Source organism: Veillonella sp. CHU732, assembly GCF_003992085.1.
GTDB lineage: Bacteria > Bacillota > Negativicutes > Veillonellales > Veillonellaceae > F0422.
The window spans coordinates 12,968-38,131 of record NZ_RQVC01000019.1; the positions used below are offsets into that span (position 1 = coordinate 12,968).

The following is a 25,164-nucleotide window of genomic DNA, read 5'->3' on the forward strand; positions in this document are numbered from 1 at the left end:
TTTCCTTCACAACTAAACCATCTATTCCATGGCATTACATCACTATGTGAAAGAACTTTCACAGGTCCACCTAGCTAGAAGTATGATATAATATAACCATTAAGTCATTTAGAAACGGAGATACACTATGAAATCATTTCAATCCTTAGGCATCGTGCCCGAACTGATACAAGCATTACAAAAGGTAGGCGTAAAAGAACCGACCCCAATCCAAGAAAAATCAATTCCCCTCATCTTCAAAGGACAGGATGTCATCGCCAAAGCACAGACTGGAACAGGTAAAACCTTGGCATTCTTGTTACCATTATTGCAGCGTGTCCATGTAGATGTGCAACAAGAACAAGCACTCATCATCGCCCCTACACGTGAGTTAATCCAACAAATTGCAGAGGAGGCTCGTCACTTAGGCGCGATCTTAGGAGTAGACGTATTACCCCTGATTGGAGGCAGAACGATCGAAGGGCAATTGCAAAAGCTAGGTCGCCGTCCTCATGTCATCATTGGTACACCTGGTCGTTTGCTGGATCACGTCAACCGTGGTACGTTACACTTGAACTCCATCCGCCGTATTGTGTTGGACGAAGCGGACCAAATGCTTCACATGGGGTTCTTGCCAGACATTGAAAAGCTCATCAGTGGCACTGATGGTAAACGTCAATTGTTGATGTTCTCCGCTACTATTCCAGATAAAATCCGCAACTTAGCAAAAGCCTATATGCAAAAACCTACCTCTGTTACTGTACAAGGAGAAAATATTACTCTCGATACGATTGAACAAAAAGTATACATGATGGAAGAGCAGGACAAAGTAAACCGTCTTGTGGCGATGCTAGAGGCTGACAATCCTTATCTTGCTATCGTATTCTGTAATACAAAAGAAGGGGCTATCAAACTCGCTTACGATTTAGCCCGCAAAGGTGTGGAACTGAGTGAAATCCACGGGGACATGACACAAGGTCGCCGTACACAAGTATTGAAAGAGTTCGCCAAAGGCAATCCCCCTATTTTGGTCGCTACCGATATTGCTGCCCGTGGCATCGACATCGAAGGGGTGAGCCATGTGTACAACTTCGATGTACCGCACGACATGGATTACTACATCCACCGCATCGGCCGTACTGGTCGTGCCGGCTCCACTGGTGTCGCCGTAACCTTTGCTACACCAGCTGAAGAAATTTGGGTACGCCGCATCGAACGATCCATCCAAGCTACTTTGACAAAATACACCAAGGATGGACAAGTGAAAACAAAAGGGTCTGGCTTAGCACCTAAGAAGGAAACAGCTAGCAAGAAACCTAAGATTAAAAGCACTTACCAAGCAACAAAAGCAAAAGCTCACAAAGCGCGTGGTCATAAAGGGGCTAACACACGGGTACGTCGCGCCAAATCTAGTGGCACAAGTGGCCGTGGTAAAGGTAAACGATAAGTTTCTAGTATCGGCAGACGGCTCTTCAAAGAGATGTATCCGTTGATTAACAGAATATTACAAAAAAGGCTATCACTAAACATCCCCAATACAAGGGTCTGTAACCAAATAGCCTACAAATAAAAAAGAGGAAAGTTGAACCAAAAACATCAACTTTCCTCTTTTTTATATTTTACTTAGCAAAAGCATCCCTTGTATTGATATACCCACTATGCAGAATACATGTAGTTACTTCCGATTCGCATAGATAGCTGGTTTCCCCTCTACATCGGCACATGTAGTTCTACAAGCTTGACCTTCGCTACATTTCCAAACTGGTTCAGTTTGTGATTTATACTGTATAAGGTATCCCTTTTTACATCGTGGGCATGTGTATTCCTTATGTGTATCATCCAATACTTTTCCATCTGACAATGGTATGGGAGGCATTATCTCTTCCCTAGATCCTTGTGGCATCGACACTTTAGCTGTTGGTGATGTGTTTGCCTTGGTAACTCTTGATTCCCTAGCTCCTGATACATTTTCCGTGTATTTGCATGTAGGGAATTCAGAACATCCATAAAACTCTCCAAACTTTCCCTTCCGTAGGAGCAACTCCCCTGTTTTACACTTAGGACAAGATCGTCCTGTTTGTTGCGCTATGGAAGGGTTTCGGTTCGGTCCCGTTCTCTTGCCACCTGTCTCCGACTTAGGCATTACTATCTTAGCTGTATTTCCTACCCGTCGTTTTACATCCTCAATCAGTTGTACAACGAATTTTGTTTGGTCTTCTAAAAACACATCAATCCGTTCAGTTCCTTCGCTCATCTTTGCTAAGCGCTCTTCCCACTGTGCCGTCGCATCAGGGTACAGTAAGGAATCTGGCAATGCATCTACCAAGGTATAGGCAGACTCTGTAGGAATTAAAATTTTCTTTTTTCCTTCTTCTTTAAGGAAAGGGTTTTTCTTATTGTGGATTAAATCATCAATAATCGTGGCCCGTGTCGCCTCTGTGCCGATACCGGATACATCTTTTAATTGTTTTTTTAACTCTTCATCTTTTACATATTTGTGAATTTCCTTCATTGCCTGCACCAAGGTTGCAGAAGTAAAGCGGCTTGGTGGCTTTGTTTTCCGTTGGTCCACCTTGCAATTCTTCGCCGTTACAGCATCCCCTTTACGTACAGGGGGCAAGGACTTTTCTTCATCCTCTTGATTTTCTTCTGATTCTTCCGTGGATTTTACCTTTTTATATAATGCTTTCCATCCCAAATCGATAACGACACGTCCCGTTGTGGTAAACAGTTCCTCTTGGTGCATCACTTCGATACGAGTATGCTCATATACATGCTCTGGGTAAAATTGTGCAATATAGGCTTGCGCAATGAGGAAATAAATATTTTGCTCCCCTTTGGATAAGGTATGCAGTGGGCAACGTACAGTGGTCGGAATAATGGCATGATGGGCCGTAACCTTACTATCATTCCAGGCACGGCTTTTAATAGCAGGATTACTATCCTTTGCCCATGCAGCTAACTCCTTATGTCCCATGTTGACCAAATTTGACAGGATTGCTTTTCCATCTGAAAGTTGGTTCACTGGCAAATATTCACAGTCTGAACGGGGATAGGATGTATATTTCTTCTCATATAGTTTCTGTGCGATGTCCAATACTTCCTGTGGCGTATAGTTATATAGCTTACCCGCCACAATTTGTAGTGATGATAAGGAAAAAGGCAACCGTTGTCCTTCCTTTTTCTTTTTCTTTTCCACTAAAGAAACTGTACCTTCTGGGGATTGCATCAAACGGTCACGCAAGTCATTAAGAATAGTCTGATCCAGCATATGCCCATCAGGGTCCAATCCTTGCTGCGTATCTTTCGGTTTCCAAGTGGCCCAAAAGGCTCCCTTTTCATGACCATATTGTACTTGCAACACGTAATATTCTACAGGCACAAAGTTTTGTAGCTCACGTTCTCTCCGTACCACCAGTGCCAAAGTTGGTGTTTTCACACGACCAATCGGAAAGGTCACTTTGTTTCCTAAATGCTGTTGCTCTAACGTATAGGCCCGAGATAAATTCATCCCCATCAACCAATCCGCACGGGATCGCGCTAAGGCAGAATCTTTTAAAGGTTGGTATTTCTTATTATCCTGCATATGCTCTAAAGCGTAACGCATAGATTTTTCATCTAACGCATTAAGTAGAATACGCTCTACTGGTTTGGTGTTCCCCAAATAATCGAGCATTTCGTCTATCAACAATTGCCCTTCCCTATCCGGGTCACCTGCATTCACAATGGTCGTCGCTTTTTTGATTAAACCACTAATGACCTTAAACTGTTTAGCACTAGATGATTTAACTTTTAATTTCCAAGAGATGGGCAAAATTGGCAAGGATTCAAATCTCCAAAATTTATATTTCTCATCATAATCACCTGGCTCTACTTGTTCTAGCATATGACCAAAGGCCCAAGTAATCACATCGTCACCTTGGACGATATACCCATCATGACGTTTAGCACTCTGTGGGTTCGGTAACACTTGGCTCAACTCACGCCCTACACTAGGCTTTTCCGCAATAAATAAACGCATATGCTCCCTTTTCCTATCCATTACTAGTTACTATTTATGTATTACATTATTCTATAATAAATCTTCTCTATATTAACCTTCATTATACTACGAATGAGCTAAATAATTAAACAGCCTCTATTTTCTTAACTCCCTTTTAGAATCATTTCTCTAGCTATCTTTCATACTCCTCTAAAATTTCCTAATAGTGCTACTTTTGCACGGAATTTTACAAACCTATGACATATCTTATTCGTAACCACATCCGCCGTTTTTCAACTTTCAGTATCATATCCTATACAGGGAGGGTTCAAATAGTATATAATTTTAAAGATATGAAAGTATATAACATACACATGTATTTATAGAGGTGAATTATGACATTTTTAGAAGAAGTAACTCGGCGCCGTACGTTCGCCATCATTTCTCACCCAGATGCGGGTAAAACAACATTGACGGAAAAGCTTTTGCTATACGGTGGTGCTATCCACTTGGCAGGGTCTGTTAAGTCTAGAAAAACACAAAAATATGCCGTATCTGACTGGATGGAAATTGAAAAGCAACGTGGTATCTCTGTGACGAGTTCTGTATTGCAATTCGATTACGATGGTCATCGTGTGAACATCCTAGATACGCCTGGTCACCAAGACTTCTCTGAAGATACCTACCGCACCTTAATGGCAGCAGATAGCGCTGTCATGTTGATCGACGTAGCAAAAGGTGTGGAAGCGCAGACGAAAAAACTATTCGCCGTTTGTAAAGAACGTGGCATTCCTATTTTTACCTTCGTCAACAAGATTGACCATTTCGGACGCAATCCATTTGATTTGATGGAAGAAATTGAAAACTCCCTTGGCATTCGTGCGGTTCCTATGAACTGGCCTGTGGGCATCAACGGCGAGTATCAAGGGGTATACGACCGGGAAACGAATACTGTAGAATTATTTGAAAAAGACGAATCCCATGGTCAAAAGAAACTAGCCTCCACCAAAGGCGATGTGCACGATCCAGCATTCCGTGAGCTATTAGGGGAAGAGGTGCATCAATCCTTAATCGATGACATTGAACTTCTCGACGTAGCTGGTGATGCTTTTGATTTAGACAAAGTAAAAGCTGGTGAATTAACACCTATGTTCTTCGGTTCTGCGATGACAAACTTTGGGGTTAAACCATTCCTTGAAAAATTCTTGGAGTTAGCTCCTATGCCAGCCCCACGTGTAGCCCGTGAGGAAACGGTAGAACCTACGTCTGAAGATTTCTCTGCCTTTGTCTTTAAGATCCAAGCCAACATGAATCCGAACCATCATGACCGCATTGTATTCATGCGCATTTGTTCTGGTAAGTTTGAAAAAGGCATGAATGTACTTCACCAACAATCTGGTAAAACCTTACGCTTATCTCAACCACAGCAATTCTTAGCCACAGAGCGCACTATCATTGATGAAGCCTATCCAGGAGACATCATTGGTGTCTTCGATGCAGGTACTATGGGAGTAGGTGATAGCTTATGTGCATCCAACCACAAAGTGACGTTCAGTGACTTCCCTGTGTTCCCTCCAGAGTTCTTCGCTCGTGTCACACCAAAAGATTCTATGAAACGGAAACAATTCTTAAAAGGTATGACGCAACTCGCTCAAGAAGGTGCTGTACAAATCTTTGAACCACTCTACTCCATGGATTCTTTCGTGGTCGGTGCCGTGGGTATGCTTCAATTTGAAGTACTACAATACCGTTTAAAACATGAATATGGTGTAGACCTTGTGAACAACTCCCTACCATACGGCGTAGCTCGTTGGATCGATGGCGAAGTCGATGTGAACAGTTTAAAGGGTATGGACAATGCCATGATTGTAAAAGATAACCGTGGCCGTCTTGTAGTACTTATCTCCAACGAATGGCAAATGGGTTGGGTAGTAGAACGAAATCCTGATGTTACATTCTTGCATGCTCCTAAACTGGAAGCATAAACACACATACAAATGAGATTTTATGCCTATGGGAGCTATTCCTATTAGATTCCCTATCTATACAATAAAAAACCGCCTAGGCGATACTATTTTGTATCCTCTAGGCGGTTTTAATATGCTCTAGTATATAGTATTTATATTTCGTATTGCCAGTTTGCTGATATTTTTGTATCAGAAAAGTTCCTAAAATAACGGCTCCATATCTGCTAACCCTTTTAGGTTCCACTCTAGCAATTTATCATGGATGCGCCACATAAAGGCATTTTCCCATGGATAATGTAATCGAACCCAGAAGTTTTCGAATGGTGTATCATTAAAGAATACCGCTTGTCGTGGCAAGTTAAATAGATCTTGTCCTGGTTCTACATTCCCTGCTTGCACGGTAAAGGCCATACGATAACCACTTTCCTCAGAAATTTTATCTATATCCTTGTTAGCAAATCCACCTGGATACGCAATGTAACGAACAGGATGTTTCATGCGATCTTCTAAGACTGCTTTCGAGCTAATCAATTCGTCTCGTGCTTGATCTAAAGACATATTGCGTAAATCTTTATGATTCACTGTATGACTTTGGATATCGATACCATTCGCCTGCATTTCTTTCAGTTGCTCTACATTGACAAATCGATTTTCTCCAATAGAACTAGTAATCATAAACAAGGTAGCTTTCATATTATATTCTTTCAGAATTGGCATAGCATGTTTATAGTTATCAATATACCCGTCATCGAAGGTAATTAGCACTGGCTTATCAGGCAATTCTGCTCCCTTCGTCACGTAATCGTACAACTCATCCATAGTAATTGTATGATATCCCTCATCATGGAGATATTGCATTTGTTTCTTGAAATCTTCTGGAGGCACCACCAAGGAGTGACGAATTCCCGTATCAATACGATGATAATTTAAAACAGGTACACCTACAGCCTTATAGTCCCAAGATCTCTGATACTGTACCCCAAAATATAAACCGATAGCTACAATAAGCCCCACTATTCCTATAATAATTCGTTTCACATTAACCTCACATGTAAGTAACTTTACCTAATGATATACAATTACAAAACAATATAAATCTACCTATATTATAGTACCACAGTTCACTAAATTAATCAGTTGTTTTTCATAAATTTATCCCTTCTACAAGGAAAATTACACGCATTTCACTTTTCCAGTTATATCATTTTTGCATTTATATTATGATATAAAGTTATTGTAGTTATATAATGTATACATCATGCATTATCAAGTACAACCTTTCATACGTGTATATTTCTACATTCTATAGAATAACACCTGCAATTGTTTACAATTCATAGTAAATTTACTTTAACTATCATTGATGAAAATAGCTCATATATAGCACTATAGTGCAAAAAATCACTATGACGAAGCCCCCTATTTCATGCTATGATAATGACATAAGTTTTATCTAATATGCATCTTGTTCCAAAGGGGGTTGTACTATGAAAGGTCTTATCGACTTGAGTCTAGTCAATGGAATCTGGACATTAAAACTGTCTATGATTCAAACGGTAGCATTAGCTATTGTTACATTATATTTAGGGGAGTTTATCAAAAAACATTCTCCTTTCTTACAACGTGTGAGCATGCCTGCACCAGCCGTAGGTGGTTTACCATTTGCATTCTTATGTGCCTTTTTATCCTATTATAAAATCGTAAACATCACCTTTGATAGTGCCTTGCAATCATTCTTAATGTTAGCCTTCTTCACCACTATCGGTCTTATGGCTAGTTTAAATGTTCTTAAAAAAGGTGGCGTTGCTATTATCTTCTTCTGGATTATATGTACCATCTGGATCGTCTTCCAAAATGGCGCTGGCATCATGATTGCCAAAGCTATGGGCATTGAACCAATCTTTGGTATTATGGCTGGTTCCGTTTCCATGATGGGTGGCCTTGGTACAGCTGGTGCCTTCGGTCCTCACTTTGAAGAATTAACTGGTGTTCCGGGTGTTGCCTCTGCCGCTATCGCAGCCGCTACATTCGGTATGGTAGCTGGTACATTATTAGGTGCTCCTGTAGGTGACCGCATCATCAAAATGCACAATGTCCCTACTCCAGTCGATCATCCTGAACTATTAGAAGCTGACGGTATTGATATTAATGAATCCGACTCTGAAAGTAAACTATTCGATTTACAATCACTAATGCATGTCATTGCCTTCGTAGGTATTTCCTTAGGTCTTGGTACATTAGTCAGTGCTCTACTATCTTCCGTATTCGGTCCATTACCTGCCTACATTGGTGCTATGATCGTCGGCGCTTGTATTCGTAACTATGCTGACTTCACTGGTCACATTTCCATTAATGGTGCTGCTTTAGATGCAGTTTCTAATGTATCTTTAAGTATCTTCGTTACAATGGCTATTAATAGCTTGAAATTAGCACAATTAGTTGACTTAGCATTACCTTTAATGGCAATCTTAGCAGCACAAATGGTATTAATTACAATCTTTGCATACTTAATCTACTGGTTATTCAAACGCAACTACGATTCTGTTATGTTAGGTGCTGGTGCCATTGGTTTCGGCTTAGGTGCTACGCCAAATGCTTTGGTAAACATGTTGTCCTTGGCTTCTAAATACGGCCCATCTCCAAAAGCGTGGTTAGTCGTATCCTTAGTAGGTGCCTTCCTCATCGACTTTACTAACGCATTCCTAATCACATTTATGGCAAAATTAATTTAATGATTACTCAAAAGACAGTCTTTGCTTGCAAGGACTGTCTTTTTAATTTATGCATTTTTGTTCTATAACTTCATACTTCCATCAAAACATGTCATATCACCTATTATGTATATGCAGACACCGAGAATGATACACTCATTTCTGTTTGTCACAATGCTCTACAAAAAAGTTATATCTATCACATGCTACAACGTGCTATGGAACTAACTATACAGTTTACGCCTTTAGTATAATCTAGTGCACAAAAAGGGCTATACCCATCTATTGGGTATAGCCCTTTTTATTGTTTATTTGTAAAATTTTGAAGTCAGTCGCATGCGCAAAATAGGAACTCTATTTCCTCATCGATTAGAGACAAGTATGTTCTTGCTTATCCAACTTTTACATATATTATCCTTCTTGATCTAGCTCATACCAAGCGTTACCGATGAGGGCAAATTCTTCTAATGTAAATGTCTCACCACGACGTGATCCATCAATGTTCGCTTTTGCCAAAATAGCTTCGATGGCTTCTTTACTTAGTCCAGTAGTCTTCATTGTGTTGCTGAACGTTTTACGCCGTTGTGCAAAGCCTGCTTTCACAGCACGGAAGAAATAGGATTCACTATGGACTTTCACAGGTGGTTCACTACGTAATGGACAACAAATCACGGCACTAGTCACCTCAGGCGCCGGTAAAAACGCTTTAGGTGGCACATCCATGACAATATATGGATCCGTGTAATATTGCACCGCCACTGATAAAGCGCCATACATTTTTGTACCTGGCTTAGCAATCATACGCTCTGCCACTTCTTTTTGCACCATTACTACTAAACGCTCAATAGGTAATTTAGATTCCAGCAAAGACATAATAATTGGTGTTGTAATATAGTATGGTAAGTTCGCTACTACCTTGAACGGTTTATAATCCATTAATTCTGGGATATTAACTTTCAGCACATCCCCATGAATGATGCGTACATTATCGTATGCCTCTAAGGTCGTGTCTAAGACCTCTAACAAACGTCTATCTAGCTCTACAGAGGTAACGTTAGCCCCACTTTGTGCCAAACCTTGCGTTAATGTACCAATCCCAGGACCTACCTCTAACACTGCATCGCCTGCTTCTAACTCCGCAGCCTGCACAATCTTATCCACCACAGTGCGCTTAATCAAAAAGTTTTGCCCTAATTTTTTACTCATTTGAATGCCAAACCGTTTGCATATATAATGTACAACCTCTGGACTTGCAATGACTGATTCTATCATGTATTCTCCTACTGTATTTCTTCTTCTGAAAGTGCCTCAAAAAATGCTTCACGGCTGATACCGTAATGATTTAATCGATACAAAAACTGCTTCCCATTCCCATAGCCTATTCCTAGCTTAGCACCAACGCGCGCCCTCATAGCAGCACTGCTAGGACCTCCACTTAAATCATGTTGTACTAAATCTTGTATCGTAAACAACTCTGAAGATTCCATAGATTCTATGTGGAGCACTTCTAAGGCCTTACGGATGGATTCAGGACTTGCTTGCTCAATCCCAATATCATCATTGGCATAAGCTTCCTCTCGTGGCACAAACGCATGCTGTGCCAACGGGAATCGCTTCGTCAAAAAACGTCGAATCCGCTCACCTGCATAATCTGGATCTGTCAGAATAATAATCCCTCTCTTTTCATAGGCATCCTTAATCCGACTGAGCACAGGCTTACGCAAATTAAACCCTTCCGTAGCAATACACTCCACCTCTAAGGCTTGTTGCACCCGTTGAATATCTGATTTTCCCTCAACCACCAAGACCTGTTTTAACATAAGCTCCTCCACACTATAATATTCTATTATTATATCATATATCGAAGCCTATAGCATGCTCTAACTAATCATACTACACCTAACAACAAATCATACATAGCCCAAAATTGCCAAATAACGCTGCCCCCTCCGAGATGAACGCAATTAGACGTAGTAGTCTATGGCGTTCACTTTTAAACTCTAAACATGCAGAAGATCACCACATGCTATACTACAAATAAAACTTGCAATGTAGCCATTAACTATCCTCCTGAGGAACGCAGTTATGAGTAGAACGTCTTGTGGCACTTTATTCTTATACATGCACATACAAAAGACCGCAATATACTCCCGAAGAAACATTATGAAATACCGTTTCTGAGGGGGTGTATTGCGGTCTTATCTTTATTCATTTGTCCACAAACTGCCACAAGACAGAATGTCGTTGCAAGTGACAATTCATTATGAAATACCGTTTGCGAAGGAATGTGCCGTGTTCTTTTATTGCACTATACAGAAACATCTGAACGTGACATTATCGGTAAAGTATATTGCGGTCTGACGGAACTTTTACAATAAAACGCCATAGATACATAGACTAAGAAGAGAGGATATATACGTCTACCGTTCTTCGTCCAAATTGCATGGCAGATCCATAATCTTCTAACACTACATCAATACGATTTCCAATAATGTCTCCACCTGTATCAGCTGCGATTGCCTCACCATATCCAGGTATGTATACTCGTGTTCCTAATGGAATGACATTAGGATCCACAGCCACTACACCATGACGTGCACGTATGCCCGTTGCCGTAATACCATCTCCACCACCATCTGTTGGTAGATAGGCAGTCGCTTCCATGCTGATGACTTCTTTCACGCGATTATAAGAACGTGATACGCCTATATCTCGTGTACCTGCTCGAATAATTTTAGGTTTCATTGGTGTAATCGTTGTACGCTGTAGCTCTTTCGTATCTACTACTTCACCATGATTATAGTGGACTTCTTCCTGCACCTCATCAAGTCCTGGTGTGCCTTCCTGTAACACTTCTTCCATTCCTTTGGGTAAGGTATCCACTCGTTCGTATTGTACCGCTACCGGTACTTCTACTTGATGTGTTTCTAATTGTTTAGTTTGGAATCCATGATTCCACATAAAGCCTGAGACTGTAACAAAGACTATTAGTAACAGTGTGAGCATAAGCACTGCTTTTTGCTTTTGCTGTAGTAATCGGTTTGTCATCTAGTACCTCCATGAGTGGTATTCTACCACAGACGGATAGATAAGGTCAAACATATGCTCCTAAATCGCTTTGTAAAGCCATTCTTTATTTGTCTACAGTTTTATATTTTTTATAAAAAACTATTTTGAGTCCACTGTATAAAGACACTTTATTTTGATTTATGCTTTTATATATTATACTCAAGAATTCTCATTTTGATAATTTTTTAATTATCCATAGTTTGCATGTATAACATGCTCCAAACTTATGCACAGCCTAAACCTTGTGTATAACTATATCCACAGGGGTCATATGGTATACAATCCCACTCTAAAGAAGTCTACTATATTTTCAAAACAATACTTTTTTATTGATAATGCAAAATTGATATGATACGCATTATAGTAATACCTCATACCTTAAACTCATAGCTTGTCCACATCACTTTAAACCAAATTAGCTACAAATTACACGAATCGTGTGTTTTGTAGCTAACTTCATGTATTATATATTGTTTTTATAACAATAAAGATAGATTTAGGCATACAAGTTCAATCATGTAGATACGTTTTTACATTGTAATATGTCCAAAACTTTGTATCACCTATATGTATTACCCACTAGACTCTTGCCATAGAAGATATATATTTACTTACCATCATCAGTAGTCTCAAGTTCTAGAATAGGGTCCCAGGGTCCTAATTCAGCGATACTTTCAACAGTATCTATATCCTTATGGTCCATAAATGAAAGTTGGGCGCACATCTTATCTTCTTTAGCAATGACCTTACGATAAGACCCATCCGCACGCATGACATGGGCTTTTTGATTGTCCGCTAAGTAAACTTCTAAAATGTGTTGTAATTCTTTCTGTAAAGCTATATCTTCTACAGGAACCATTAACTCCACTCGATCATTTAAGTTCCGTGGCATCCAATCCGCACTAGAAATATAGTAAGGGCTTTCACTGTGATTTTTAAAGTATAAAATACGATGATGCTCTAAGAATCGCCCCACAATGGATCGCACAGTAATATTGTCACTAACCTCCTCAATCCCCGGTCTAAGGGTACAAATACCACGAACGATCAAATCAATCTTGACCCCCTTACAGGATGCCTCATATAGCTTGGCAATAATTTCTTTATCTAATAAAGAGTTCATCTTCGCCACAATATGTCCTTCTTTTCCCTGCTCTACTGCACGGATCTCACCATCTATGAGCTCTATCAAAGAAACTCGTAAAGTCAATGGAGCTACAATAAGATGTTGCCACTGCTGTGATTCAGCATATCCTGAGATGGTATTAAAAAATAAAGAACTATCATCCGCATAAGACTCTCGACAAGTCAAAAGGCCACAATCTGTATAATATTTTGCTGTTTTACCATTATAATTGCCTGTAGCAAAGTGCATATATCGGCGCAATACATCACCTTCTTTTCGCACTACCATAGTAATTTTGGAATGCGTTTTAAGGCCTCTTAAACCGTAAATCACATGACACCCAGCTTTTTCTAACCGCCGAGCCATAATAATATTATTTTCTTCATCAAAGCGGGCTTTTACTTCCATTAACACAGTCACTTGTTTACCCAATTCTGCCGCTTTCACCAAGGAGGCTACAATAGGTGAATCACCGCTAACACGATACAAGGTTTGTTTAATAGCTAGCACATCCGGGTCTACTGCAGCTCTGGCTATAAATTCTTCTACAACAGAAAAAGAGTCAAATGGATGGTGCAAGAGTCTATCTTTTTCTCGGATATAATCAAAGATAGCTAAAGTTTCTCGATCTGTTACACAAGGAATTTCTCGCCGTGTAAAAGCAGGATATCGCAAATGGTCGTAGCCAGGTAAATTGCAAAACTCGCTAAAGGAAGCTACATCTAAAATTCCTTCTGCTATATAAACGGCTTCTTTTTTTGCTTGTAAGCCTTGCAAAACAAATTCTAATAATTGTGGATCGTAATGTTCACATACTTCCACTCGTACCACTTCACCACGACGTCGGCGACGAAGAGATTTTTCAATTTCTCGCAACAAATCGGTTGCTTCTTCTTCAATATCTAAATCCGCATCACGTGTTACACGGAAGGTAGTAAAAGAATCAATATGATGACCTACGAAGAAATCTTCACAGTAATAATTGATGACATCTTCTAACATAACGAAATGACGATGCACATCATTGGGTACTTCAATAATTCGATTTAATACAGATGGAATTGGCAATATAGCCATTTTCTCTTGGAACTTATCATGGATAGGGTGAATCTTCACCACCGAGTTTAATGTTTTATTCACCAAGAATGGAAAGGGATGGCTCGCATCCACAGCTAGTGGCGTAACGACTGGAAAGATATGAGTGCGAAAATATTGGTATAACCATCGTAATTCACTTTCTTTTAAGTCTTTTACTTTGACAAAGTGTAGCCCTTCTTTTTGTAGGCGTTTCAAAATATCATGGAAATAGGTATATTGTAGAGATACTAATTTTTTCGTAGCTTCACTGATGGCTTTTAATTGTGCTTTTGCATCCATATGGGCCGCATCGTATTTAATGATGCCACTCTGCTCTTGATGACGCAATCCAGATACGCGAATCATAAAAAATTCATCTAAGTTAGAGCTACCAATGGTCAGAAATCGTAGTTTTTCCATGAGTGGATTACTTCTGTCGATAGATTCTTGCAAGACTCGTTGGTTGAACTTCAGCCAAGACAATTCACGATTAAAATAATACTTTGGATTATCAAAGTCTTTCATAGTATCACTCCTAACGAACTTTCCAATGTATCACTAATTCACGTTTAAATTCTTTCTTACACTGCTTCTTTAGTTTTTCGATAGCCATCTCCATCATAGGAATATGGCTTAATTCTTTCACCTCAACGTGCATATCTATTTGTTTATCTGTAATATAGGTTTGAAAGGAACGAATGGTACGTTCATGACTTTCTTCAAAAGCTTCTGCTAAGGCTAAGGGAAAGGACAATTTTTGTATCATCTCTCGATCCCCTTCTTTTAGTACGGAGAGATATGGAGACTGCTTAATAAATTTACTGTTTGCTCCATGGGAATAGGATGCAATAAAAGCACTGAGTAATTGTTCTCGATGAGATAATCCATAGAGATTACTATTAATAATCATATATGCACTATGTCTTGCATGGCTGTAATAATTGATTTGTTTTCCTAAATCATGGAGCAAAGAAGCTACTTTCAAGATTAATTTTAAGCGCTCTCCTTCTGGCATTAGTTCTTTCCATTGTTTATAAATCTGTTTTGCCAGTTTCGCAATATATAAGGAATGGTCCACATCGTGAGGCGTGAAAGAACGCAGTACATTTAAAGTAGAGTGGGTCACAATATCATCTACAACGCCATTTTTTTGAAGACATGGTAGCCCATACTTCTCTGCTGAATAGTTGGCTCCATAATACTGAAAGAATAGCCCTTCCCGCAAGCCACAACCGCTGACAATCATAGACGATGCCCTTGTATGCTCCATCAATTCTATAATAATGGCCATACCTGCTACGATGATATCAGCCCGTTCTGCAGATAACCCAGAAATCTTTTTCCGTTCCTCCCACGGTGTTTCTTTCACCCGATGAAACAAAGCCTCCATAGCCGCTTTTTTTACCTTGTAATTGTGCAGTTTAGGGATGGGATAATTTTTCTCCCGTTGGTCCATTTTGGCAATATTTCGGGCTGTCCCTCCAATTCCAATAAGAGGTAATTTGGCATGTTTCAACCAACTTTCACGATGCAATACCTCTTGGATATAACGCACCATAGCTTCGTATTCGGCACTTGTAAACTCATGACTCGATTTAAATTGTCCTGTCATCACAAGAGCCCCCATAGGAAGGCTAACAGATTTTTTTAATTGTCGATTTTCAATTAAGCTAATTTCTATACTAGCTCCACCAAGGTCAAATACAATAAAATCATCTAATCCTATGGTATTGACAACACCTAAAAATCCTAAATATGCCTCTTCCTCTCCACTAATGGCACGTAAAGGAATCCCTGTTTCTGCATATACACGACGAATAAAGCTATTACCATTTGTGGCCAATCGCACAGCCGCTGTAGCAATACCTTGAATCTCTGTAACTCCCATAGCCTTTGCCATATGCGACAAGGCTTTCAAGGTTTTAATGGCGCGTTCCATAGCAGGTTTTGTCAACATTTGATGAGTCCACATACCCTCACTGAGGCGAATGGACTCCTTCTGTTGATATACCAAGCGATAACTGCCTGAATCTGTAATTTCTGAAATGACAAACCGTACTGAGTTTGATCCTAAATCTATTAATGCTACTCGTTTCATAGGTCTCCTATGTACACAGAAAGGCACTTTCCGTATATGCTACTGTGAAAGTGCCTTTCTCATTCTATATTACTCAATACCAAAACAACGCTTACCATTTTCTAAGGCAATAGCAGCTAGTTCTTCTACATCCATACCACGCAATTGTGCAATTTCTTGAGCCACAAATTGTGTTTTAGATGGATCATTGCGACGCCCTCTAAATGGAGGTGGCGTCAAATAGGGGGAATCTGTTTCGATGAGCAAACGGTCCAATGGAATGTGCTTCGCTACTTCTTTTAGATTCGTAGATTTAGGGAATACTACAGGTCCTGCAAAGGAAATATAATAGCCCATTTTAATAAATTCTTTTGCCATTTCTAAACTGGTTGAGAAACAATGGAAAACACCATAATTGCCTTTCCCATGTTCCAATAGCATATCTCGAATGGCACCATGTGCATCACGATCATGAATAATAATCGGTAAATCCACTTCTCTCGCAATGGCTAATTGGCGTTTGAAAGACTCTGCTTGCACATCTCTATCAGAAAAATCATAGTAATAGTCTAAACCGATTTCGCCAATGGCTTTTACTTTAGGATGGGACGCCATTTGTTTAAACCATGCATAGTCTTCTTCTGTGGCATCTTTAGATTCATGTGGATGCACACCTACCGCTGCATAGACACGGTCATACTGTTCAGCCAAAGCAATGGCAGACTCTGCTGTTTGACGATCCACAGCAGGGCACATAATATACTCTACGCCTTGGCCAAAACAGTCTTGAATCATCTGTTCCCGATCATTATCAAATCGTTCATCATTGATATGCGCATGTGTATCAAACAACCGCATTATCTCACCACACTTCCTGGAGTTAAGAATTCAATATTCGTTACTTCTAATTGATCCTCTTCATTAGAAGCGGATAAAATCATACCTTCTGACATATGGCCCATGATTTTTTTCGGCGCTAAGTTTGCCAAATAAATCACTTTTTTACCAATTAAGTCTTCTGGTTTGTAGAATTGAGAGATACCACTCACTACCGTACGTGTTTCAATACCTAAATCTAAGGTAAACAACAACAATTTTTTAGATTTTTTTACAGCTTCACAAGTCAATACTTTCGCTACCCGTAAATCTAGTTTTGCAAAATCATCGTATTCGATGGCCTCTTTAATCGGTGGAATATTGCTAGTATCTACCGCTTCCTCAGTGGATTCTTCTGCAGCTTCTGGCGCCACTTCTACCATTTCAGGAATTTCAAAACGTGGGTAGATTGGATCTCCTTTTACTACTTTTGTACCAGTCGGAAGAGCCCCAAATGTGCGTACATCATCTAGCATAGCTTGTGCAAACCCTTGTAAACCAAGTTGTTCCCAAATTTTAGGAGCCCCTGTTGGAATCACTGGATCCACTAAGACAGCGATAATACGCAAGGATTCTGCCAAATGATACATGACAGCTTCTAAGCGTTCTGCATCGCCTTCATTAGCCCCTTTTGCTAGTACCCAAGGCATCGTTTCATCGATGTATTTATTCGTACGACCAATGAAAGCCCACACCGCTTTAAAGGCTTTGTTGTACTGCATATCTTCCATCAATTGTTCGTAGTCTTTTACTGTTTGCTCAGCTAAAGCAATTAAATCCTTGTCAACATCTTCTGTTGGCGCATGTTTTGTAATGATACCACCATGATATTTTTCAATCATCGCTACGGTACGATTCAACAAGTTGCCAAGGTCATTGGACAAGTCTGCATTGATTTTCGTAATAAAGTTAGGCAAGCTAAAATTACCGTCATTGCCCAAATGCACTTCATTCACCAAGAAATAGCGCAACGCATCAGAACCGTAAGTATCAATCAATGGAATTGGGTCGATCACATTGCCTAAGGATTTACTCATTTTTGTACCATCTACTACAAGCCAGCCATGACCATATACTTTTTTCGGCAATGGCAAGCCAAGACTCATGAGCATAATCGGCCAAATGATCGTATGGAAACGAACGATTTCTTTCCCTACTAGGTGCAAGTCTGCAGGCCAGTACGTTTCAAATAAATCACTGTTTTCATCCAATGGGTTTAAAGCAGAAATATAGTTAATCAACGCATCAAACCATACGTACATAACATGTTTTTCATCAAATGGTACTGGAATGCCCCAGTTAAAGCTAGTACGAGATACTGCCAAATCTTCTAGGCCTTGTTTCACGAATTGAATCATCTCATTACGACGAGATTCTGGTTGAATAAAATCAGGATTCTCTTCTATAAATTTGAACCATTGGTCAGCGTATTTATTCATGCGGAAGAAATAACTCTCTTCTTGTACCACTTCTAATGGACGACCGCAATCAGGACATGTTTTTTCTGGACCTAATTTAGATTCTGGCCAGAATGTTTCGCATGGTACACAATACAATCCTTCGTAAGAAGATTTGTAAATATCCCCATTATCAAATGCTTTTTGGAATAAATGTTGGCAATATTTAATATGTCTTTCATCGGTAGTTCTAATGAAATCATCATGAGAAATATTCAATTTTTCCCACAAATGTTTAAATCCATCTACGATTTGTGTCGTATATTCTAACGGAGTAATCCCCATAGATTCCGCCATACGTTGGATTTTTTGACCATGTTCATCAGAGCCTGTTAAGAATCGCACATCATAGCCAGCTCTGCGTTTGAAACGAGCAATTGTATCAGCAATGGACGTACAGTATGTATGCCCAATATGTAATTTCGCACTTGGATAATAAATTGGTGTCGTAATATAATACGGTTTCTTAGTCATCTGTTCTCTCCTTACTATACCATTCAATTTCATTATATACATTGCGCCGTGAAAGGCCACGTTCTTTTGCAATTTGACGGGCTGCCTCTTTTTTTGACACCCCTTCTTCGATTAAGGCTAAGGCTGCCTCTAGTGGTGAAAGCAGTACTTCCTCCACCTTCGTTTCATCTGCCACAGTCTCCTTGCCACCCACCAAGAGGACAAATTCCCCTTTTTCTACGATTTGATTGAAATCATTCCGTAACTCTAGCAAGGTAGTTCGTGTGAACGTTTCAAACTTTTTCGTCAGTTCACGACCTACTGTAATAGGACGATTTCCCAGACCTTCATACAAGCTTTGGATAGTCTCTTCTATACGATGGGGAGCTTCATAGAAAATCAGGGTTCCTTCATAGGTAGCAATCCGTGATAACACCTCTTTTACATTCTGCTTTCGTTTCGGCAGAAAACCTATGAAATGAAATTCCTTTGTGTTTTGACCCGATGCGATAAGCGCCGTTAAACCTGCATTCGCACCTGGTAAAGGAACAATCGGTATGCCCGCATCGATGGCTTCTTTCACCAAATCTTCACCGGGATCAGAAATGGCAGGCATCCCCGCATCACTGACTAAACCGATGGATTGTCCATCCAATAAACGCTGGATGAGGTCAGCCCCCTTCTCCGCTTTATTATGTTCATGATAGGAAATCATAGGCTTAGCAATATTAAAATGTTGTAATAATACCCCTGTATGACGCGTATCTTCCGCTGCTACTACATCTACTTCTTGTAATGTGCGCACAGCGCGATAGGTCATATCTTCTAAGTTCCCAATAGGTGTGGGAATTAAAAATAATGTCCCTTTATGACTACTCATAATATGCTTGTACCTCATCTGAATAGGAACCATCTACTTCGTAAATATATAAAGGTGGTTCCACCATCATACCTTGCTTTCCACCATATTTTAATTCTAACAACACTAGCTTGCTCACTGTATGTCGGTTACTATGGACAAAACGCATTCGTTTTATACTAAATTGAGTCTGTTCAATGGCTCCTATTAGTGATTCTAATCGTGGAGACGTATAAATCATCCACAGTGTGCCTCCAAATTTGAGATACCGTTGGGCTTGTAGCAGTATATCTTTCATAGTATATCGCTGCTCGTGCAAGGCTAATGCCACGCCTTCTTCCTCTGAAAGTAACCCACTGTGCGGTTCAAAATAGGGAGGATTCATATAGATACCATCAAATTGACCATAGTAGACTTTACCAGCATCACTCATATAATCTAGTTCCACCATGGATACTGCCTCAGCAATACCATTATGAAGAACACTTCTCTGCGCTAGTTCAATGACACGTGGATTGCAGTCTACCCCTACTACATGACGGGCCCCTCGATGGTACAGCACATGGGGAATGACTCCTGTCCCCGTGCCTAATTCTAGATAGTGTTTATTCTGTTTTACCGACCCAAAATGACCCAACAAAATAGCATCGATGGAAAACTTAAACTCTCGTTCATCTTGAAATAGCTGAAAGCCACTGAGTAACAAGTCCGTTGTAGTGATATTATTCTTCATCAGGCAATGCCACTTCGGACCAATGTAGGTCGATTGTACGACCTGCCTCCAATTGGACTTTCACCGTCTTTTTCATGTTGTTGATTTTTAAGACCTTACCTAAACCTTCATCAGTTACTACTTCTTTACCAATGCCCGGCGGTTCTACAGCGACAGGTGCTTGTTTTGCTTTTTGTGAGTACAAGTCGCCCCCCTTTAGGTAGGAGTCATTTTCATAGTTCAAACAACACATCAAACGACCACAGATACCGGAAATTTTCGTAGGATTTAAGCTCAAGTTTTGATCCTTCGCCATGCGAATGGAAACAGATGCAAAATCGCCTAAGAAGGTAGCACAACATAATGGACGACCACAAGCACCAATACCATTTAGTACTTTCGCTTCATCACGAACACCGACTTGACGCAATTCAATGCGCGTCCGGAATACATTGGCTAAGTCTTTTACCAATTCACGGAAGTCAATACGACCTTCGGCAGTGAAAAAGAAGACTATTTTATTCATATCAAATGTGTATTCCACATTGATTAACTTCATCGGTAGCCCCCGATAGGCAATTTTTTCCAAGCCGATTTCAAAGGCCTTTTCTTCTCGCTCTCTATTTTTTTCTACTTGTTTCAGATCTTTTGGCGTTGCTTTACGCGTCACTTCTTTCAGCGGTTGCACCACGCTATCTTTCGATACTTTCCGTGGTCCAATTACGACTTCCCCAAATTCCAAACCACGAGAGGTTTCTACTATGACCCCATCTCCTGTCGTAAGGGTTACAAACCCTGGGCTAAAGTAGTAGATTTTGCCAGCTTTTTTAAAGCGTACTCCTACTATAGTAACCACTATATATCCTCCTTCACAGCCTCCCTTAAGGCTAATATAACTCCATCTATAACAAGGCCTAAGCGCACATTAAGGCGCAGTGCCTGTTCTGCTTCTAAAGTAATGGGCACAATTCGTTGCAAAGATTTTGATGACCATCGTGGTAAAATCATTTGCATGCGGAATCGATACTCACTTAGTATCATCTTTTCACTCTCTGTACCATATCGCAAAGCTAACATGTCTCTAGCTAACACACGTAGCCAACTCAATATATCGAGTACTACTTCTTTTGAAAGTCCCTCAAAGGATAGAGCTAAGGTAGTAAAGAAATGACTTCTTTCTACTACGCATTCTAGTACTTCCATAGCCTTTTCTAAACTTTCAATACCACCAGCTTGCGCCCACTGACGAGCTAATGTTGGATTTCCACGAGCACTTCGCACAGCACGTCGAATATCTCCTGCATAACCTTCCTTAGTTAAGGCTTGCACCAATTCCTCTTCTGGCACTGGTTGCATACCAATGAGCATACATCGTGACACGATGGTGGGTAGTACATTGTCGATATTGGTAGTTACAATGATAAAATACATATTCCGTGGTGGTTCTTCAATCGTTTTTAGCATTGCATTCGCTAAGACAGTATTGGCCGTCTGAAAGCCTTCTACGATAACCACCCGTGGTGTATCACTAGATACATTGATATACTTCTCTAATAAGGTATACCATTGTTCTACACTGAGCTGTGTTTTCATAGGGCGAATCCAAAAGGCTTGACCTTGATCAATATAGATTGGCAATCCTTTATCTTTGACTGCGCTCTCACTTTCACCAGACTCAATGCGTTGTTGCTCTATAGTGGATAAAAAAGTTCGTCCTTCATCAGGAGAAAAAATCTGACGTCCCAATAATAGGGACCCAATAGCGATAGCCATGGATGTCGATTCTGAACCTGTTTCTCCATAGAGCAGTAAGCTATGGGGTAAAGCAGAATCTCGGATTAATGTAGTAATTTGTTCTTTCACTTGATGTTGACCAAGTACAGTTTCAAAAAATGACATACACCCTCCTTTACCTCATAAGACTACCCCTAATTATACCATGTTATGGCAATAAATACACGGATAAAAGAAGAAACACCCCATGGTTTCCGCAAAATATTTGCACTCCATGTGGTGTTTCTATCATATCTTTTTTGAACGCGTATCATACCATAACAGACTAACTAGGATACTAACCTATTCACTCTAGTGAATAGGTACGACACATTCCATTAGCTAGGGGCTAGCCTTTACATATATATTGTTTTGCAATACCATACACTTCTTCATGAATGTCATCAATAGTGCGTAACTGATTGCTTTCATTCTCGCAGTGCACGCGATGCCAATCATAGGTATTCACCAACATATCATAGGCATCATGAACCGCCGTCAAGTGAGAGGCATCCTTTTCATGTATATCGCCTGTATTGCCTCCTGTTTTACCTGTCCGTTCTGCTAACAGGGATTTTGACAAGGACAAAGGCATATCCAATAAGATGACTGCATCCGGTCTAGGCAAGCCATATAAATCGTATTCTAATTGATCAAGCCATTGTAAAAACGTACTTCGTTCTTTTTTATCAGTGTACTTTATCATTTGATGAACCATATTCGATGTCGTATAGCGATCGGCAATGATGATGCCGCCTTCTTCATAAAAGCGTTGCCAATCTTGGCGATAGGATGCAAATCGGTCTATGGCATAGAGGGTACTAGCCACATAGGCATTCACTGAGTTCGCCTCTTTTCCAAAGTCTCCTCGTAAGTACATTTTAATTGGTTCTGCTGCTGGACTATCGTAATTAGGAAAACTTACAGACCGTACTGGGTATCCTTCTACTTTTAGTCGTTCCAACAATTTTGCCGTCTGTGTGGCCTTACCACTGCCGTCGCCACCTTCAATAATAATTAATTGTCCCATATGTATCTCCTTATGACATGACAATTCTTTAGATTATATGATACTGCAAAAAATTTGCACACACCGATTCCCCTATACATGTTATATCTATCCACACCATACCTCTATATCTCACCATCTTTACACACCAGGATGGTTTGTAGTTGGCGGTCCCTCGCACCATTCGGCACATACCCATCACGTTGTTTCTGTTTCATGTATGCCAATACTTCTTCCGTTATGATTTCACCTACGCCTAAACAAGGGATTCCCGGTGGATAATAGGTAATCGTTTCCCCACTAATTCGCCCTAGGGCTTGTACTAAAGGGATTGTTTCCATCTTTGCATAAAATGCTTCCCGCGGTGAAAGCTTCACTGCTGGTGTCGGTAGTGTTTCCATTGTACTTGCATCTACATCGTTATCATCCGTAACATGTGCATCATCTACACTATCCCTAATACTATTCTTTGTCGTATTCTTGGTACTATGTATTGCATCAAAAGACGTGTTATTACCTTGGTCAAGTAAACCTGTATTGTGTTGTTGCACATGCGCTCTGCACCCCTGTGCGGTACCCTTCAACGTATTTGTATACATATCTGAGATACTCTGCACTGCCTCTAGTACCTGTTGTATAGATGTGTCTGTATCACCTATGGTAATTAATAATAAGACATGGTAGGCTTTCATGAGTTCCACTTCAATATGACGTACTCGCAGCTCCCGTTCTAACTCTTGTGCCGTAAGTCCAAGGCCCTTTGCATCAATAATAATCTTAGTTTCATCCAAACTGAAAGCGCCATCTATATCCTCAATCCCAGGACAAGCAATGCCAGGAATCTCATTCAGAGCCTTTCGCAAAGTACGAGCTAAGTTCAATGTGTCTTTCATGAGAGACTGTCCCTCTGTAACCCATTGATGACGAGCCATATCCAAAGATGCTAAGAAAATATAGTTTGGACTCGTGCTCATCAAGATTTGTTGTAATCGTTGGATGCGATCCACATCAATACGAGGCCCTTGTCCATGGAGCATCGAGGTCTGTGTTAAAGATCCTAATAACTTATGTGTACTTTGAGCAACTAAGTCTGCTCCACTCGCTAAAGCAGGCACTGGCATACCTAATGATGGGACAAGATGTGGTCCATGAGCTTCATCCACTAACACTAGCATATGCCGTTCATGGGCTGCCTCTACAATTCGTTTTACATCCACACCTATACCATAATAATTCGGATGCACTAATACTATTGCCTTCGCCTCTGGATGCGCATCCATCGTAGCGATGGCCTCCTCCGCTGTGACCCCTACGGGTATGCCCCAGCGCGGATGAAAACGCCCTTTCATATAGATGGGTTTAGCCCCACTTAATACCAAGCTATTATGAACAGAACAGTGCGCCTCTCTAGGAATGATGATAGAGTCCCCTTCTTTCACTGCACTCATAATCATCATTTGAATCGCACCCGATGTGCCGTTAATGGAAAACCACGTGTGGTCTCCACCAAATGCCTGCGCTGCCAGTTGTTGTGCTTCCAGTAATTCACACTCTGGCTCATGATAATCATCGATGGCATACATCAATCCCAAATCATAAGGCAAAGCAGGACCCATCCACTCTGTGAGCAATGTAGGCGCTCCCACGCCAATTTTATGTCCTGGCGTATGAAATGGAATCATATGTTGTTCTTTATATTGTTCTAAAGACTCCACAAAAGGAAGTCTGTGTTGATTTATATTTTGTTTCATATATTTATTATTGATTCTTTCACAATATCATTAAGCACCTAATTATAAATACTCTCTCTAGTATTCTACCCTACTCTGTACATCCATTCAAGCAATTCTATCACGACTAACATATATCCCTATATTCTGTTCATACTGTGTATCGTTGTAAATATACCTTCTACCTTTCATTGGTATACTGCATCATAGTTCAAAATAATAAAAAAACTGGCTCTCTGTCAAATGTTGGGGTATTCACCCTACGAGTCTTCTTTGGCACCAATCATATGTATGGTTGGTGCCATTC

At 40.3% G+C, this 25,164-nt stretch carries 18 protein-coding genes; 3 read left to right on the forward strand and 15 right to left on the reverse strand.

Going from position 1 to position 25,164, the window contains the following annotated elements:
* Nucleotides 1-127: 127 nt before the first annotated feature.
* Nucleotides 128-1,426 (forward strand): DEAD/DEAH box helicase, encoded by a 1,299-nt coding sequence (locus tag EO121_RS07770; protein ID WP_127167245.1) that lies wholly within the window; start codon nt 128-130, stop codon nt 1,424-1,426.
* Nucleotides 1,427-1,654: 228 nt separating this feature from the next.
* On the opposite strand, the gene EO121_RS07775 is transcribed toward EO121_RS07770, so the two are convergent.
* Nucleotides 1,655-4,000 carry a DNA topoisomerase 3 gene (locus EO121_RS07775; RefSeq protein WP_127167247.1) on the reverse strand — a complete coding sequence of 782 codons (2,346 nt, stop codon included), beginning with the start codon at nt 3,998-4,000 and terminating at the stop codon, nt 1,655-1,657.
* Nucleotides 4,001-4,356: 356 nt separating this feature from the next.
* Between EO121_RS07775 and EO121_RS07780 the strand changes: the two genes are divergently transcribed.
* A complete protein-coding gene (locus EO121_RS07780; protein ID WP_127167249.1) occupies nt 4,357-5,946 on the forward strand; it encodes a peptide chain release factor 3 in 1,590 nt (529 codons plus the stop codon).
* A 183-nt stretch (nt 5,947-6,129) separates the two neighbouring features.
* Here the strand turns inward: EO121_RS07780 and EO121_RS07785 are convergent, their stop codons facing one another.
* Nucleotides 6,130-6,966 (reverse strand): polysaccharide deacetylase family protein, encoded by an 837-nt coding sequence (locus EO121_RS07785; protein ID WP_127167251.1) that lies wholly within the window; start codon nt 6,964-6,966, stop codon nt 6,130-6,132.
* A 449-nt stretch (nt 6,967-7,415) separates the two neighbouring features.
* On the opposite strand from EO121_RS07785, the gene EO121_RS07790 reads away from it, so the two are divergent.
* Nucleotides 7,416-8,660, forward strand: a complete 1,245-nt coding sequence (locus tag EO121_RS07790; protein ID WP_127167253.1) for a sodium/glutamate symporter — start codon at nt 7,416-7,418, stop codon at nt 8,658-8,660.
* Nucleotides 8,661-9,050: 390 nt separating this feature from the next.
* On the opposite strand, the gene rsmA is transcribed toward EO121_RS07790, so the two are convergent.
* The 13 genes from rsmA to EO121_RS07860 form a co-directional block, all read right to left on the reverse strand.
* The gene (gene rsmA / locus EO121_RS07795) at nt 9,051-9,911 is read right to left on the reverse strand and encodes a 16S rRNA (adenine(1518)-N(6)/adenine(1519)-N(6))-dimethyltransferase RsmA (RefSeq protein WP_127167255.1); all 861 of its coding nucleotides are present in this window, start codon (nt 9,909-9,911) and stop codon (nt 9,051-9,053) included.
* 8 nt (nt 9,912-9,919) lie between these two features.
* The gene (rnmV, locus tag EO121_RS07800; protein WP_127167257.1) at nt 9,920-10,459 is read right to left on the reverse strand and encodes a ribonuclease M5; all 540 of its coding nucleotides are present in this window, start codon (nt 10,457-10,459) and stop codon (nt 9,920-9,922) included.
* Nucleotides 10,460-11,036: 577 nt separating this feature from the next.
* Nucleotides 11,037-11,687 (reverse strand): 3D domain-containing protein, encoded by a 651-nt coding sequence (locus EO121_RS08680; RefSeq protein ID WP_164725897.1) that lies wholly within the window; start codon nt 11,685-11,687, stop codon nt 11,037-11,039.
* A gap of 628 nt (nt 11,688-12,315) precedes the next feature.
* On the reverse strand, nt 12,316-14,436 hold the full coding sequence (gene ppk1, locus EO121_RS07810; RefSeq protein WP_127167259.1) for a polyphosphate kinase 1: 2,121 nt from the start codon (nt 14,434-14,436) through the stop codon (nt 12,316-12,318).
* 10 nt (nt 14,437-14,446) lie between these two features.
* On the reverse strand, nt 14,447-16,009 hold the full coding sequence (locus EO121_RS07815; protein WP_127167261.1) for a Ppx/GppA phosphatase family protein: 1,563 nt from the start codon (nt 16,007-16,009) through the stop codon (nt 14,447-14,449).
* A gap of 69 nt (nt 16,010-16,078) precedes the next feature.
* Nucleotides 16,079-16,846 carry a TatD family hydrolase gene (locus EO121_RS07820; RefSeq protein WP_127167263.1) on the reverse strand — a complete coding sequence of 256 codons (768 nt, stop codon included), beginning with the start codon at nt 16,844-16,846 and terminating at the stop codon, nt 16,079-16,081.
* Complete coding sequence (gene metG, locus EO121_RS07825; protein ID WP_127167265.1) at nt 16,846-18,795, reverse strand: methionine--tRNA ligase; 1,950 nt, start codon at nt 18,793-18,795, stop codon at nt 16,846-16,848. The genes EO121_RS07820 and metG overlap by 1 nt, the downstream gene beginning before the upstream one ends.
* The gene (gene rsmI, locus EO121_RS07830) at nt 18,788-19,654 is read right to left on the reverse strand and encodes a 16S rRNA (cytidine(1402)-2'-O)-methyltransferase (RefSeq protein ID WP_127167266.1); all 867 of its coding nucleotides are present in this window, start codon (nt 19,652-19,654) and stop codon (nt 18,788-18,790) included. Before rsmI ends, metG begins: the two co-directional genes overlap by 8 nt.
* Entirely contained in the window at nt 19,647-20,366 is a 720-nt protein-coding gene (locus EO121_RS07835) for a tRNA1(Val) (adenine(37)-N6)-methyltransferase (protein ID WP_127167271.1), read from the reverse strand. Before EO121_RS07835 ends, rsmI begins: the two co-directional genes overlap by 8 nt.
* Nucleotides 20,356-21,201, reverse strand: coding sequence for a stage 0 sporulation family protein (locus EO121_RS07840; RefSeq protein ID WP_127167273.1), 846 nt, complete (start codon nt 21,199-21,201; stop codon nt 20,356-20,358). Before EO121_RS07840 ends, EO121_RS07835 begins: the two co-directional genes overlap by 11 nt.
* Nucleotides 21,201-22,244, reverse strand: coding sequence for a hypothetical protein (locus EO121_RS07845; RefSeq protein WP_127167275.1), 1,044 nt, complete (start codon nt 22,242-22,244; stop codon nt 21,201-21,203). The genes EO121_RS07840 and EO121_RS07845 overlap by 1 nt, the downstream gene beginning before the upstream one ends.
* Nucleotides 22,245-22,467: 223 nt before the next feature.
* A complete protein-coding gene (locus EO121_RS07850; protein ID WP_127167276.1) occupies nt 22,468-23,148 on the reverse strand; it encodes a thymidylate kinase in 681 nt (226 codons plus the stop codon).
* A gap of 104 nt (nt 23,149-23,252) precedes the next feature.
* Nucleotides 23,253-24,878, reverse strand: coding sequence for an aminotransferase class I/II-fold pyridoxal phosphate-dependent enzyme (locus EO121_RS07860; RefSeq protein ID WP_240629416.1), 1,626 nt, complete (start codon nt 24,876-24,878; stop codon nt 23,253-23,255).
* Between the last annotated feature and the right edge of the window lie 286 nt (nt 24,879-25,164).